Consider the following 12,992-nt stretch of genomic DNA (forward strand, 5'->3'; position numbering starts at 1 on the left):
GTCACCGGGAGAGCGCGGGTCACAGCATGATTCAGGCGAATGGAGGGTCGGCTCAGGCCGCCTCGTCCTTGAGCTCGGGCGCTGGAGCCAGCCGTACGCGGCCGGGGTGAGCCTCCTCGTCGGGGAAAACCCACTTCCGGAATGCCCAGAAACGGAAGACCATGGCGATCAGCGTGCCGATGACCTGCGCGCTCACGAAGTCGGCGATCTCCTGGGTGGTCAGGCTCACCCCCGGGGTCTCCAGGAGGAACACGTACCGGGAGATCCACAGTGGCACGGCGCTGAGCACCAGGCCGACGCCACTGACCAGAAAGAACAGCGCCGCCTCGTGGTGGCGCTCGCGCCCGCCCCTGATCCGGAACGACCATTCACGGTTCAGCACGTAGGACACGATTGTCGCCACGAGCACCGCGATGACCTTCGCGGTCACCGGCTTCGGTTCCAGGACAGTCAGCTTCAGCCCGTAGAACACCGTGTTGTCCACCAGGAACGCCGCTCCACCCACCACCGTGAACTTCAGCAGCTCACGGTGCTTCAGCGCCAAGGCGAGCAGCGGTCCCGGCAATCTTGCGAGTACTGCGTTCGCTATTTCAAGCATTCCGATCTTCTCTACAGCTGGACACTCTGGTCTCAAGACTCACTGACACGGCCTTCCGGCTCCGGTGGCTGAGCCGCACTCGACTTGGTCTCGATCCACACTCACGCCACAGCCGAGCACTTCGCGGTGGAGCGCCCGTCGGAGACCGGACCGTTTCGGTGACCGGGTGCCACCCAGCGAGCTCAAGCCTGGACACGACGTTGGGATGAGCCCCCGCCGAAGCGGATGATCAATACCGAACAGAGCTGGAACGCTCGGGTGATGATATGGCTTCTCGCCACCGTCGGGCTCTCGCCGTGACGTCTCCACTCTTCTCCATGCGCTCTCGGTAGTGGACGGCTTCGCCGTGTGCGGGAATCGTTCGCGGGTGGACGGGCTGTTGCCGTCGGAGAAGAGAGAGTCGAGAACACACCGTCGTGGCAGAGGCGGACGTCGGTGTCGGCGTCTCTGAGTCTCCCCGGGGTTGTCACACACCCCTATGTTCCGTCGTGGTCATGGCCTTCCTTCCGGCCCTGCGTGAGGATCGAGGCATGCGATTGCTGATCCTCGGAGGCACCTGGTTTCTCGGTCGGGCGGTGGCCGAGCTAGCGATTGAGCGCGGCCACGACGTGACGACCTTCACCCGCGGCCGCTCCGGAACGGATGTCCCCGGCACCGTTCCGGTACGCGGAGACCGTACCAGTGGCACCGACCTGACCCGGCTCGCCGGCACCGGCTCGTGGGACGCCGTGGTGGATACCAGTGGCATGACTCCGGCCATGGTCGAGACGGCCGCTGTCTCCTTGGCCGAGGCCGTTGCCTTCTACGTCTTCACCTCGACGGTGAACGTCTTCCAGGGCTGGCCTCTCACCCCACTCGATGACGCTTCCCCACTGCGGGTCTACACCCCGGATGGCCCTGCGGGGGAGAGCGTCGCGGACAGATACGGTCGCGAGAAGGTCGGCGCCGAACAGGCGGTCACGCGCTCTTTCCCCGGCCGCGCCGCGCTGCTCCGCCCCGGAGTGATCGTCGGCCCGTACGAGTACGTCGGCCGGATCCCGTGGTGGTTGCGGCGGCTTGCTCGCGGTGGCCGCGTACTCGCCCCCGGAACCCCGGATCAGGCGATCCAGCCGATCGACGTGCGCGACGTCGCGACGTTCGCGCTGGACACCGCCGAGGAGCACCGTACCGGCTCATTCAACCTGGCGGCCCCGATCGGGTCCGCCACCTTCGGCGGGTTCCTCGGTGCCTGCAGGCAGGCCGTCGGCAGCGACGCCCACCTGGAGTGGGTCGAGCATGACTTCCTGATCCATCACAAGGTTCGCGAGTGGGTGGAGCTGCCGCTGTGGCGGCCGTACGCGGGGACGTGGGCACTGGACGCGGAACGCGCCCGAACTGCGGGCCTGACGTGTCGGCCACTGGCCACCAGCGTGGCCGACACGTGGACGTGGCTCACCGGGACGGGGCAACTCGTCGATCACGAACGCGCTGCAGAGCTGGGCATCGCGGCCGAGCGCGAAGCGGAGCTCCTGGCGGCGTGGGATGCCCGCTACGACCCGGCAGGCAGCGCCTTGACGGTGCTGCCCTGAACGAAGGCGGCCACATCGTCGCCAAGCTGGCGTGCGGCCCGCCCGGTCTGGGCAGCCAGCCGAGTGCGCATCCCTACCAACCGGTGCAGAACGGGCAGTGAGCGCATGTCGGCAGGTAGCCGCAACGCCACCGCCAGGCATTCGCGGGCACCTGGGAGATCGCCGAGCAGCACCAACGCGGTGGCCATCTCGATCCTGATCGTGGCCTCCACCATCTGCGACCGCTCGTCCGTCGGTAGGGCCTGCGCCATGTCAAGCGCCTGCTGGGTATGGGTGAGCACCTGACCGGTGAACCGGCGCACTGCCGCTGTCTCGAAGTCGTCGCCGCGTTGGTGGAGTAGTTGCAGCAGGGCGGTGCTGAAACAGCGTCGTTGCCGTACCTCGTCCCACAGGAACACCCCGCCGATCATCTGGAGCTCGTCGCTGCCCTGATCCTCGGCGCGTGCTTCGGTCGCGGCCCGGATCGCTCGCATGGTTTCGTCTGTGTCGCCCAGATGCGACCAAGCACGCGCCGCGATGCTCTGCACCCGCGCGGCGGCGAGCCCGGTCGGCCGGTGCTCCTCGGCTCTGCTGATCGCCATGACGGCCTCTCGAGGACGGCCTGCCCAGTAAGAGCTGGAGGCCATCAGTCCCCGCGCGTGTACGGCAAGTGGTACGTGATCGATGGAGATGGCGAACGACCAGGCCGCGCGGGCATGGTGGCGCGCCATTGTGATCTCCCCCAGGTCGATGCATGCCTCGGCCAGCAGGGCGGTCACCACTCCGGACAGGAAGTTGAGCTCGCCGAGTTGGGCAGGCTTACGCGTCCGGCTTTTGCGGGCGGCAATGTGGTCGCGGACGGTGGTCAGTTCGGGGAAGATCGTCGTGGGTGGTCTCTGGAGGAAGGTCCGGGCCAGCTGGATGACGTTGTCCTGCAATTGCTCCATCGCCGCACCTCCGAGCATGAGTTCCGCGTCGCCGGCGGCCTCCCTTGAACGGTCGGCGGCATCCATCATCAGTTCGTACAGTCCTTTGGCGCGGTCTTCGGAGGGTAGGTCCTGCAGGCCGGAGGCCACGTCGCCGCAAGGCGGGGCGAGAACGTCGACGAGGCGGAACAATTCGGTCGCTGGCCTGTCGAAGACATGCCTGAGCACCTCGCGGGCTCTCGGATGTGGTAGGCCCTTCATCCGGCCCGACAGCCACCGGTCCCACTGTCGGTCGCTTACGGTCAGATCGGTGTGACCGACCTCTCTGGCCGCTGCTTCGAACACCCGTATGAAGCTGGCGTAGTGCACGAGATCTCGCTTCTCGGCGAGTTGTCTCAGCACGATGACTTCCACGCTCGTCCTCCTGACGGACATGACGCGGCTCCGTCACTCACGGTAGACCCGCGATGCCTCAGCCGGAAGCCGATCTGACCGCCGCGCCTGAGAAGGCGCCGGGATGACGCTGAAACGGCGTCGAGAAGGCGCTGTCTCGGCGTGGAGAAGTCGACGCTGAACAGCGACGATGCAAGTCCCGCTGATCACACCCGACCTGACAGGAGGGACATGGGGCCGTACCGGAGATCTTCTGTTCGTCGGATGCCGCATGGCGGACAGTGCAGCCGTGATGGTTTCAGGCGAACAAGAGCGGCCTGTCATGGCAAGTCGGAGTCGCCGTGCTCGTCGGAGGTGGCGTGCGGCGAGGCCTTGATCGGATCGAGGTCAGACCCATGACGAGCAAACTCACAGGAGCCTTCGCGCTCCACCGGATCGCGTCTGCGGGAGACGAGGACATCGTCATTCATCCGGCGTTGGACAGGAGCAGGCCCAACGCCGCTCGTGTGCACAACCGCCTGCTGGGGGAGAGAGACAATTCGCTCGCGGACCGGAGGGTCGCAGCGACGCTGGAGAAGTGCCTGCCGGGCATGGCGGACAACGCGTGGGCGGCTCGCCGCTTCGCGGTGGACGCCGTGCGGGCGGCGGCTTGGCTGAGGTTCGGGCTGTTCGTGGATCTCGGCTGCGGATACCCCGTCCGGGAGACCGTCCATGAGGTGGCGCAGGGGATCAACAGGCGCGCTTCGGTGCTGTACGTGGATCACGATCCGGTGGTGGTCGCGCATGCGCGGGCTCTGCTGGCGGGCGGGGACGCGGTCGAGGTGGTGCAGGCCGACGTGCGCGATGAGCTCGGCCGCGTTCTCGGTCATTCGCGCGTTCGAGCGTGGGTCGATCTCGATGAGCCCGTGGCCGTGGTGATGGCGGCGCTGGCTGAGCACCTCGCCGACGGCGAGTTGGCCGCCGTCGTGGACGCACTTGCCTGCATGTTGCCAGGTGGGAGTGCGCTGGTCTTCACTCATGTCTGCGACGAGGGGTTGGACGGGCGGGCGGTTGAAGCTGCCGCCGCCGCGTTCGGGGAGACCGACGTCGAGATGACGTTCCGGTCTGCGGGGAAGATCCGGGAGCTGTTCTCGGACGGCCGGTGGAGTTGGGAGGAGTCGCCGGTCGACGCCGGGCTCAGTGTCTTCGTCGATCCCGGAAGCGTCACGTTCGTCGGCGGTATCGCCACGGTTCGCGGGAGGTGGTCGTGAGCGGTCTCGATGTGGCAGTGGTGCCCGCCCAGCGGGAGCCGGAGGGGCGGTGGGAGGGCCGATGCAGTGAGGACTACTGTCCGGCGCCGGTCTCGGCGAGGGCGTATCGAGTGAGTTGGCAGGTCGAGGGCAAGATGTGGGTGGTCCGTTTCGGGAGGTCGCCCCGGGTGATTCGGTTGAGCTGCCGCTGCCAGCCGGTCGAGTACGAGGAACTCGCCATCGGCGGATTGCACTGGATCCGCCGCTTCGATCGGACCGGCGACAGGCTCGTGGTCCAGGTCAGCCGCGAAACCACGAACCGCAGGGTGAGCGAGCTGTGGGACGGGATCATGTTCGGATACGTGAGATGACCTTCCGTCATCCGCAGGGTATGCACCGCCTGGCAGTGCGCCGTGCTGCCAGGGGTGGCGCAGCCGTCTTCATGGGCTCTGGCTCGCTCTTGACAATCTCGGTGACACTGCGTGGAGCTGAGCGGCGCGTCGCCCGCTCACCGGGCCAGGGGATCACCCCGGCGCGGGCGGCTACTCGGCTGGGCAGACGGTGTCCGGCTTGGGTAGCGTCAGGTCGGTCAAGTAGGCGGTGGCGTGGCGGATCGGGCATTTCTTGCCTGACAGGTAGGTGACGTTTCCGGGCCCGTCGTAGGCGATGGTCACCGATCCCGGGAACATACCGGTGAAACTCTCGGTCAGGGCGTAACCGGCCCATGTGGTGCCGACTCCGAGCAGGGGCGGCAGGTCCTGGGTGGGCAGCGGGCGGGCGGGGTTGGCCACCGGCAGTGGCCAGCCCGTGCATCCCAGCATGCCGATCTCCGCCCCCGCGTACTCGGGCGCGATCTTGCGCGCCTTCCGACGGAAGTCCTCAAGCTGGGGGTAGTCGGTGTAGCCGCGCCCGTCTCCGCAGCTCATCGCCAGTGCGCCGGGGGTCGCCGCGTACTGTGCGGTGAACAGCGCCGTGTCGGCGAACCCCGACCCGTCTCCGCGCCGGGCCTTGTCGACGGAGGTCGCGAAAGCCAGCCAGCCGGCGTTCTGCGGCCCTGGATCGAAGGGGGACCAGGGTTCCCAGCAGCCAGCCGGTCAGCTTCCCCGAACCGTATCGCGGGGAGGTGACCGGAATCGGATCGCGATCGGCGGCCCGCAGCAGCCTGTGCCATACCGCCTCGGCGTCCTGACCGTGCAGTGCGCAGGCGGGGGTGTTCGCGCACCACTCGGCGAACCTGGTGAGCATCCGTTGCCGGATGGGCAGGAGTCGCAGTTGGTGAGCGGGCCAGCCCTGGGGCTGGTTGCCGACGCTGTCGACGTACATGGCCCGGATGCCCTGAGGGAACAGCCGGGCGTACGCGGCCGCCGCCACCCCGCCGAGGGAGTGGGCGGTGAAGCTCAACCGCTCCTCACCCAGCGCTCGGCGGATCGCCTCCACGTCCCGGGCGATCGACAGGGCGTCCAGGTGCGCGAACAGCCCCGTCCCGTCGGCCTGCCGGCACGTGGTGAGGGCTTTGGTCATCGCCGCTGCCTGCGCGGTGTACTGCTTCTTGCCGCGCGGGTCGTGCAGCGTCGCTCCCGGCTGCTTGCAGGCCTCGGGCATCTGTGAGATCCACACGGTGGTTCGGGTGTCGAAACCGACGAGATCGAACGTGCGCCGTAGTTCGGTGAGGTCGGCCGCGCCCCCGGTTCAGGTCCGCGATCCTGTAACCGCTGGAGATCCCCAGGACGCTGCCGCGCCGACGTGCCGGTTCGGTGGCCGGTAGCCGGGCCACCTCCAGTGTGATCTTCCGCCCGTCCGCTTGCGCCCAGTTCAGGGGCACCTCGATCGCGGCGCATTGCATGCCCGCAGGTCTGCCCTCGCCCTCGCAGGCCCGCCACGTCAGCCCTTCGTCGGCGGCCTCGGCCGCCGACGGCGTCATGAGCGCCAGCGCCACCGCCACGGCGATGACCAGCCGCCTGCTCCGGCCGCGTGGGCGACCCCGGCGCCTGCTCGGCGTCGTCGCGTGAATCGTGATCATCGTTCCAGCGTGGCGGCACAGACCAGCTGGCTCTTCCTCCTCGGGGACCGTTCTCGCGGCGACGATCTGGGAGCCTTGTCCTACTCTCTGCGGCGGATCAGGTGGTCTCGGCGGGGGTCTGTTCCTTCATATGACGTTACGGCAAGCCACCCCACCGCCACCCGCCGTTTCCTCTCCAGGGCCTCCAGGGAAACGCTCCGCACGCCCGCTGGCCTCTCGCCGTGACGACTCCGTCCTTGCCCAAGGCCCGGCTCACGTCGGCCACCAAAAGTGGACGCCATTTTTCGCCGGACAAGGACGATTATAGAAACACGCTGATTGTGGCATGGCAATGCCTTTTGGTGTTATGTACGGTTTGTCGCGTCGCTACTAAGTTAATCTACTCGGTAGTAGCGCCATTCTTGTAGCCGTTTGGATACTCTATATCATGGCGCTGTCCAGCTACTTTTTCCTTAAGGCCAGCACTCGCAGACGGCGCTACAACTCTTGAGTGGTGTGTGAGTGAGGCTTGTAGGTTTTTGTAGTTCCGTGAGATCGGAGCCACGATGGCGGATGTCGAGACGATCCCCGCGAACCCGCTCGCCCATTTCGGTGACGAGCTTCGCCGCTACCGGCTGGAGAAGGGATACACCATTGAACAGCTCGCGGCGAGGGTGCGCTTCAGTGCAAGCATGGTCGGCGCGGTAGAACGCGCTCAGAGACGCCCGAGCTACGAACTCATCGAAGGCTGCGAGAAGGCGCTGGACCTGGCGGGTGAATTGGTCCGCACCTGGGCGCGAGTCTCCAAAGAGACCAGCCCGCCGTGGTTCCGGCCCTGGACGCACATCGAGGAGCGGGCGGTGGCACTCCGTACCTGGGAGCCGCTTCTCATCCCGGGACTCATCCAAACACCTGAGTACGCACGCGCCGTGCTCACGTACAAGCGAGGGGTCACGCGTGAAGGGCTCGATCAGGCCGTGGAGGAACGCCTAGCCCGACAGAGAATCTTCGACAGGCCCAAGCCGCCGGTCTTCTCGGCGGTGCTGGACGAGGGTGTGCTGCTGCGGCCCATCGGGGGCTCTGCCGTGATGAGGCAGCAGCTGGAACACCTGCTCAAACTCGCGAGCTACAGCAATGTCATGCTGCAGATCCTTCCTCTCGATCTCGGGTTGTCTCTCGGGATGGAAGGAGGGTTTATCGTCGCGGATCTGCCGGGAGATGCCGATGCGGCCTACTTCTCTTCCTCCGCGAAGGGCCTCGTAAGCAATCGCGAAGATGAAGTTCGGGAAGCTATGATCAGATTTGAACAGATTCGTGCTCGTGCCCACCCCTTGCATGTATCCGAGGGAGTCATACGAAAGGTGTTGATGACCAAGTATGGCCATGCATGATGATCTGACCGCTGAGCTTCGGAGTGCCGCTTGGCGGAAGGCGTCGAAGTCCGGCCCCCAAGGCGACAACTGCATCGAGGTCGCACCCCTGAGTGGGGGGCGCGTCGGAGTCCGCGACACGGAAGCTCCTGGGCAGGCGCCCTTTGTGGTGTCCGCTGCTGTGTGGGATGCGTTCCTCGATGGTGCGAAGCGGGGCGAGTTCGACTTCTAGTCCATGGTTGCGGTGGCAGGCGTCCCGTTTGGGCGCCTGCCCCGTCGCGCGAGCCACGGACTGCGCTGCCGCCGCTCGCTTATCCGCTGGTCTCCCTGACTGCCTGCCGTAGTTTCCGGGTGTCCGGTGACGTCGTGCGGAGATTGGCGACCGCAGTGGCCGCGTCCGGCCAGATGTCGAAGCGGCCCCAGCGGAGTGGCCAGGCGAAGCGGCGGTCGACGATCCAGGCCAGGTGCGATTCGATGTCGGCGCGGCGCTCGGGTGGCGCGATCGCCAGGTCCGGTTCGACGGGCAGGCACCAGGTGTGATCGTCGAGTGCGAGGATTCTGCCGTCGAAGTGGTCGTAGACGTCGTCGGGGTGGAGCGGGAGTTCGGCGTCCGCTTCCCGCAGGAACGTGTAGTCGCCGATGGTTTCGCCGGTGTCGGCTCGCACGAAGCGCAGGACGGTCTTGCCCACCGCGACGATCACGTCGTCAGCGCCCCACAGGATCCCCTGCGTCCCGGCAGGGGTGGTCAGTGTGCACAGTCGTCGTGGCTCGCCGTCACCGAGCGACCAGACCTCGATGTCCCCGGCTGCCGTGAGGACGGCTCCCCGGTCTCCGGACGGTGCCCAGGCCCACACCGCGAAGTCCTTGTTCTCAACGGCCAGGGCTGTCTTCGCAGGGGTGACGGCCAGTCGGTGGCTGAGCCGTCCGTCGTCGTAGACGTCGATGCCGGGGTCGGCTGCCTCCTCGTTCAGTACGGTGGCGAGCCGGGCGGTGGAATCGCGCATACCCCAGTGCAGCGACAACTCCCAGCGCGACCCGGCGGTCCTCACCGGCTCGCCGGTCGGGCGGCCGGTGGTCGCATCCCGGAAGTGCAGCAGCCCGCGATGGACATGCGCGAGGTATCTCCCGTCCGGGCTCCACTCGGCCAGCCACGAGACCCTGGTGTGCCAGAGCGGCACGCCCGTGGGGACGTCGACGACGAACGCCTCAGCGCGGTTGGCGACGTACAGCCGGTTTCCGTCGGAGGACCAGGTGGGTGACCGATCGACTGCCAGTTCCTCCCCGCAGGACTCCTGGATCTCCGTCGGCAGGGGCCCCTTGGCCAGGATGTGTTCGTGCGACATCTCGGCCTGCTCTGCCAGCCAGTAGAGGGCGCCGTGCTCCAGCGGGGGAACGCACCCGTGCACACCGATCCGGTGCTTCGTGCCTGTCGAGACGTAGGCGCTGCGCCCGCCGGGGTGCAATGCCCAGTGGGGTGGGCGGGAACCGCCGTTGGTCACCTGAGCCTCCGCGCGTGGCTCGAAGGACTCGCCGAACGGGTCCCACACGCCGACTGCGTTGGTGCGGAAGGCGATGCCCAGGTGCAGGCCGTCGGCGGACCACTGCATGGTGCGTGCATAGCGGTCCCAGCCGACGCCGCCGTCGATCCACTCCAGGACGTTGACGCACCGCCCGGTCGTGACCTCCCAGACCTGCGCGGTGCCACTCTCGCCGTTTCCCCAGTCTCCGGTGGCCAGATGGGTGCCGGAAGGGCTGAGCGCCAGTGCGGTGAGCCTCGTACGGTGTCCGTACGGGCGGCTGAGCATCGTGCCCCGGACGCGGATCCTGTTCGTGGCGAGCCGGTGCGCCGGGGTGAGGCCGTGGTCGCGTTCGATCGCGGCCAGCCGGGCCCGCAACGGGGGCAGGTCGCGGGCGGGAACGAAGGATGTCCAGTCCACGTCCGTCAGCAGGTTCTCCAGTTCGGCCGGGCCGGCCTCGGCGAGGGCGGCGGAGTCCGCGAAAAGGCCCGCCAAGGGAGCAGGCTGGGAGTCATCCCTGCTCGCCGGGCCCTCAAACTCCGAGAGCGCCGCGAGGAGCGCCGCCTCGTCGTACGTCGGTATGCTTTGGACGTACGCCTTGTTGCGCTTGTCGTTCGTCGCCTCCCGCCCCATGAAGAACGCGGTGGTCGAGGGCGTGAGCTCATCCGTTATGTTCACGCCTGCGGCTTCCAAACGCCGTTCGGCCTCGCCCGGCCCGAGGGCGCCGAAACTACCGGAGAGCGCGATCACACGGCCTTTCAAGTCCATGAGCGGCGAGACTATCGGCCGGCACCGACCTATCTGCGTCACCAGCGCATGGCCGGGCTGAGCACCTCGTGGCCGAATCGGGGCTCTCCCGTCTTGCGCCACTTGGCCCGGGCGGCGTACTCCGATCTGGTGCCGACGGGCCCGCGCATCCTGACGCGGATGAGCATGCGACTGGCCTTCACCCGGATGCACGCCTCCAGCTCCACGTTCTGTCCCGCGTCGGTCCAGGGGCTGCACCGCTCGCCGTCGCCTGCACCGGGAGCATTGGTCGGTACGGTCTCCGCCGTGGACACCCCGCCGCTCGCGCCGCCGACCACGAAACCGCCCCCCGCCAGCAGGAGCGCCACCAACGCTGTACGACATCAGGCACTGGTCGGAGTTCGAGCGCGGGCGCCAGTCGTAGCCGGTGCGCCAGTGTTCGGCCAGCTCCCTGAGTCGCGCCAGCGGGTGCGCGAGAGCCGGTCGGTCAGGTCGTCGAGGTCGGCCTGGGGGACGTCGATGCGAAACGGTTCGATCATGGTCGTTGCACCTTTCGGGATGCGCTGCTGCCTGGACCCTAGATTTCCACTTCTCCAACTGTCAACATCACAACTATTTCCATATCAACCATCAGCCTGCTAACATCAGGTCAGGAGGTGGGGATCGTGCCCGATCAGGTGGTCGACGACGAGTCCGGTCCGCTGCATGCGTCCACCGGCCACCTGCTGCGCCGCGTGTTCACGGCCGTCACCGCCGATGCCGTGCAGGACGGGCCCCAGGCGCGCGAATTCGTGGTCCTCGACGTCCTGGCCGACGAGGACGCCTCGTCCCAGCAGGACCTCGCCCACCGGCTGGGCATCAACCGCACCATCATGGTCAGGCTGCTCGACCGGCTCCAGGAGGCGGGCTACGTCACCCGCACCCGCAACCCGGCCAACCGCCGTACCTATGTGCTGTCGCTGACCGAGGCGGGCCGCGACGCCCTGGACGGCATGCGCCGCGCCGTCGCCGACCGCGACGCCCGGCTGACCGGCGTCCTCACCACACCGGAACAGCGGCGACTCACCGTACTGCTGACCAAGCTCGTCGCCGGAGACGAGCCGTCGGCCATCCACAGCTTCGAGCACCTGGTCGCCCAGGCCCACTACCGGCTGCGCCGCCTCGGAGATCACCGGCTGGCGGCGTACGGCCTGCGCACCCGCCACTTCGCCCTGCTGCCCGCCCTGGAGCGGCTCGGCCCCTGCCCGCAAGAGCAACTGGCACGCTACCTGCACCTCACCGAACCGGCCACCGCGTCACTCATCGAGGAACTGGTGCAGGCCGGCGCCGTATCCCGGGGCCAGGACCCTCACGACCGGCGCCGCTACGCCCTGCGGCTCACCGACCTGGGCCGCGCCCGCATCCCCGTGGTGCGTGAGACGCTGGACAGCGTGGAGCGCGATGTCGACGACATCCTCGGCCCCGACGGCGCCGAAGAGCTTCGCACCCTTCTCGCCAAACTCCTGGCATAAGCGGAAAAATCCTGGCATAAGTGGACCGATGTGCCCGCGGGTCGGAGAATCATGGCCACGCGGCGTGCATCGCGCGGACTCCCGACCCGCCAGACGTGTTCAAAGGCCGGATGCCGTCGTGTCCCTGGTCCTGAGCGAAGCCGAAGCGCGGTTCGGAGCGGGTGAGCGTCGCGGTGACCCGGATCTCACCGATCACACCCGCCGGCGAGGTGATGCCCCGACGTGCTCCGCACTTGCCCTGACGCCATCATCACGATCGCCCGGCGCGGCCTGATCGGATCCCTCGCCGCCCGGGTGGTTCACGACCCTCCTTCATCGGGAGTGGGGTTCACTGCGTGAACTGGGTCAGGGTGGGCGGTGGGACGGGGAGCGGGTGCGCGGCCTGCGGACGTAGGCCGTCGAAGATGACGCCCAGGTAGCGTCGCCACAGCCCCGGCGTGTCCTGGCCGACGCTGAGCACGGCCTGTGAGGCGGCGGTGAGCAGCAGCACGACGTCCAGGCCGGTGATGTCCTCGCGGACGGCTCCCGCCGTCCGCGCCCGCTCCACCAGTGTGTCGGCCACCTCCACCAGGCGTTCACGCCAGGCGCGGACGCTGGGCTCGCTGCGGGACAGGACGGCCGCCGCCTGGCAGAAGGAGCGGTCGTGCGCCTGGAGTTCCACGCCGATCGTCATGAACTCCAGCAGGGCGGCCTGCGCGTCGTCCGAGCCGGACAGGCGCACACCGGCGGTGACCAGTTCCTCCAGCCGGTCGCTGAAGACGGCGGCCAGGAGTTCGTCCTTCGTGTCGAAGTGGCGGAACACCGTGCCCTTGCCCACTCCGGCGCGCGCGGCGATGTGGGTGATCGACACGTCCATCCCGTTCTCGGCGAACTCCGCCGCGGCGGCTTCCATGAGCAAGCGCCTGTTGCGTGTCGCATCGGCTCTCATCGTGACTCCCATCACCCTAAGCGGACCGTACGGTCATATTATGCTATGGTCAGAACATGACCGCGTGGTCCGCTTGTTCGGCGGGCAGACGGGAACACCGTGTGATGGTGGCCCGCCTAGCTCGTTCGAGAGCCGCAACCGCAGCTTTTTGACCAGCGCCGGAACGGTATGGCGAGCAGCGGTTCGAGTTACGGGAATCGGCCTGAGCCGACCTGGGCCGTGGGGTG

14 protein-coding genes and 1 pseudogene are annotated in these 12,992 nt (G+C 67.6%); 7 read left to right on the forward strand and 8 right to left on the reverse strand.

The genetic code is table 11. The features are described from left to right. Positions 1-52: 52 nt before the first annotated feature. Positions 53-565 carry a GtrA family protein gene (locus ABD120_RS10075; protein WP_343949489.1) on the reverse strand — a complete coding sequence of 171 codons (513 nt, stop codon included), beginning with the start codon at positions 563-565 and terminating at the stop codon, positions 53-55. A gap of 563 nt (positions 566-1,128) precedes the next feature. On the opposite strand from ABD120_RS10075, the gene ABD120_RS10080 reads away from it, so the two are divergent. Continuing rightward, positions 1,129-2,166 (forward strand): NAD-dependent epimerase/dehydratase family protein, encoded by a 1,038-nt coding sequence (locus ABD120_RS10080; RefSeq protein WP_343949490.1) that lies wholly within the window; start codon positions 1,129-1,131, stop codon positions 2,164-2,166. Here ABD120_RS10080 and ABD120_RS10085 read toward each other — a convergent pair. Beyond that, complete coding sequence (locus ABD120_RS10085) at positions 2,127-3,485, reverse strand: hypothetical protein (protein WP_343949491.1); 1,359 nt, start codon at positions 3,483-3,485, stop codon at positions 2,127-2,129. The genes ABD120_RS10080 and ABD120_RS10085 overlap by 40 nt on opposite strands. A 374-nt stretch (positions 3,486-3,859) precedes the next feature. Here ABD120_RS10085 and ABD120_RS10090 point away from each other — a divergent pair, with 374 nt between their 5' ends. Together ABD120_RS10090 and ABD120_RS10095 are read left to right on the forward strand one after the other, a co-directional pair. Further along, positions 3,860-4,714 (forward strand): SAM-dependent methyltransferase, encoded by an 855-nt coding sequence (locus tag ABD120_RS10090; protein WP_343949492.1) that lies wholly within the window; start codon positions 3,860-3,862, stop codon positions 4,712-4,714. Then, positions 4,711-5,064 carry a hypothetical protein gene (locus tag ABD120_RS10095; protein WP_343949493.1) on the forward strand — a complete coding sequence of 118 codons (354 nt, stop codon included), beginning with the start codon at positions 4,711-4,713 and terminating at the stop codon, positions 5,062-5,064. Before ABD120_RS10090 ends, ABD120_RS10095 begins: the two co-directional genes overlap by 4 nt. A gap of 171 nt (positions 5,065-5,235) precedes the next feature. On the opposite strand, the gene ABD120_RS10100 is transcribed toward ABD120_RS10095, so the two are convergent. Both ABD120_RS10100 and ABD120_RS10105 read right to left on the reverse strand, forming a co-directional pair. After that, entirely contained in the window at positions 5,236-5,619 is a 384-nt protein-coding gene (locus ABD120_RS10100) for an alpha/beta hydrolase (protein ID WP_343949494.1), read from the reverse strand. Further along, positions 5,573-6,295 carry an alpha/beta fold hydrolase gene (locus tag ABD120_RS10105; protein ID WP_343949495.1) on the reverse strand — a complete coding sequence of 241 codons (723 nt, stop codon included), beginning with the start codon at positions 6,293-6,295 and terminating at the stop codon, positions 5,573-5,575. The genes ABD120_RS10100 and ABD120_RS10105 overlap by 47 nt, the downstream gene beginning before the upstream one ends. A gap of 152 nt (positions 6,296-6,447) precedes the next feature. On the opposite strand from ABD120_RS10105, the gene ABD120_RS10110 reads away from it, so the two are divergent. The 3 genes from ABD120_RS10110 (at position 6,448) to ABD120_RS10120 (ending at position 8,294) form a co-directional block, all read left to right on the forward strand. Beyond that, complete coding sequence (locus ABD120_RS10110; protein WP_343949496.1) at positions 6,448-6,702, forward strand: hypothetical protein; 255 nt, start codon at positions 6,448-6,450, stop codon at positions 6,700-6,702. A gap of 556 nt (positions 6,703-7,258) precedes the next feature. Next, the gene (locus tag ABD120_RS10115; protein WP_343949497.1) at positions 7,259-8,083 is read left to right on the forward strand and encodes a helix-turn-helix domain-containing protein; all 825 of its coding nucleotides are present in this window, start codon (positions 7,259-7,261) and stop codon (positions 8,081-8,083) included. Continuing rightward, positions 8,076-8,294: a DUF397 domain-containing protein gene (locus ABD120_RS10120; RefSeq protein ID WP_343949673.1), complete on the forward strand. Its 219-nt coding sequence runs from the start codon at positions 8,076-8,078 to the stop codon at positions 8,292-8,294. Before ABD120_RS10115 ends, ABD120_RS10120 begins: the two co-directional genes overlap by 8 nt. A 79-nt stretch (positions 8,295-8,373) precedes the next feature. Here ABD120_RS10120 and ABD120_RS10125 read toward each other — a convergent pair whose 3' ends face one another. The 3 genes and pseudogenes from ABD120_RS10125 to ABD120_RS10135 form a co-directional block, all read right to left on the reverse strand. Then, entirely contained in the window at positions 8,374-10,257 is a 1,884-nt protein-coding gene (locus ABD120_RS10125) for a WD40 repeat domain-containing protein (RefSeq protein WP_343949682.1), read from the reverse strand. A 128-nt stretch (positions 10,258-10,385) separates the two neighbouring features. Continuing rightward, positions 10,386-10,697, reverse strand: coding sequence for a hypothetical protein (locus ABD120_RS10130; RefSeq protein ID WP_343949683.1), 312 nt, complete (start codon positions 10,695-10,697; stop codon positions 10,386-10,388). A 40-nt stretch (positions 10,698-10,737) separates the two neighbouring features. Further along, positions 10,738-10,865 (reverse strand): annotated as a pseudogene (locus tag ABD120_RS10135) (epoxide hydrolase N-terminal domain-containing protein); the annotation flags it as partial. Positions 10,866-10,991: 126 nt separating this feature from the next. Here ABD120_RS10135 and ABD120_RS10140 point away from each other — a divergent pair. Then, positions 10,992-11,837 (forward strand): MarR family winged helix-turn-helix transcriptional regulator, encoded by an 846-nt coding sequence (locus ABD120_RS10140; RefSeq protein WP_343949498.1) that lies wholly within the window; start codon positions 10,992-10,994, stop codon positions 11,835-11,837. Positions 11,838-12,165: 328 nt separating this feature from the next. Here the strand turns inward: ABD120_RS10140 and ABD120_RS10145 are convergent, their stop codons facing one another. Further along, a complete protein-coding gene (locus ABD120_RS10145; RefSeq protein WP_343949499.1) occupies positions 12,166-12,729 on the reverse strand; it encodes a TetR/AcrR family transcriptional regulator in 564 nt (187 codons plus the stop codon). Positions 12,730-12,992: the final 263 nt, after the last annotated feature.

It is taken from the genome of Nonomuraea longicatena (assembly GCF_039525605.1).
GTDB lineage: Bacteria > Actinomycetota > Actinomycetes > Streptosporangiales > Streptosporangiaceae > Nonomuraea > Nonomuraea longicatena.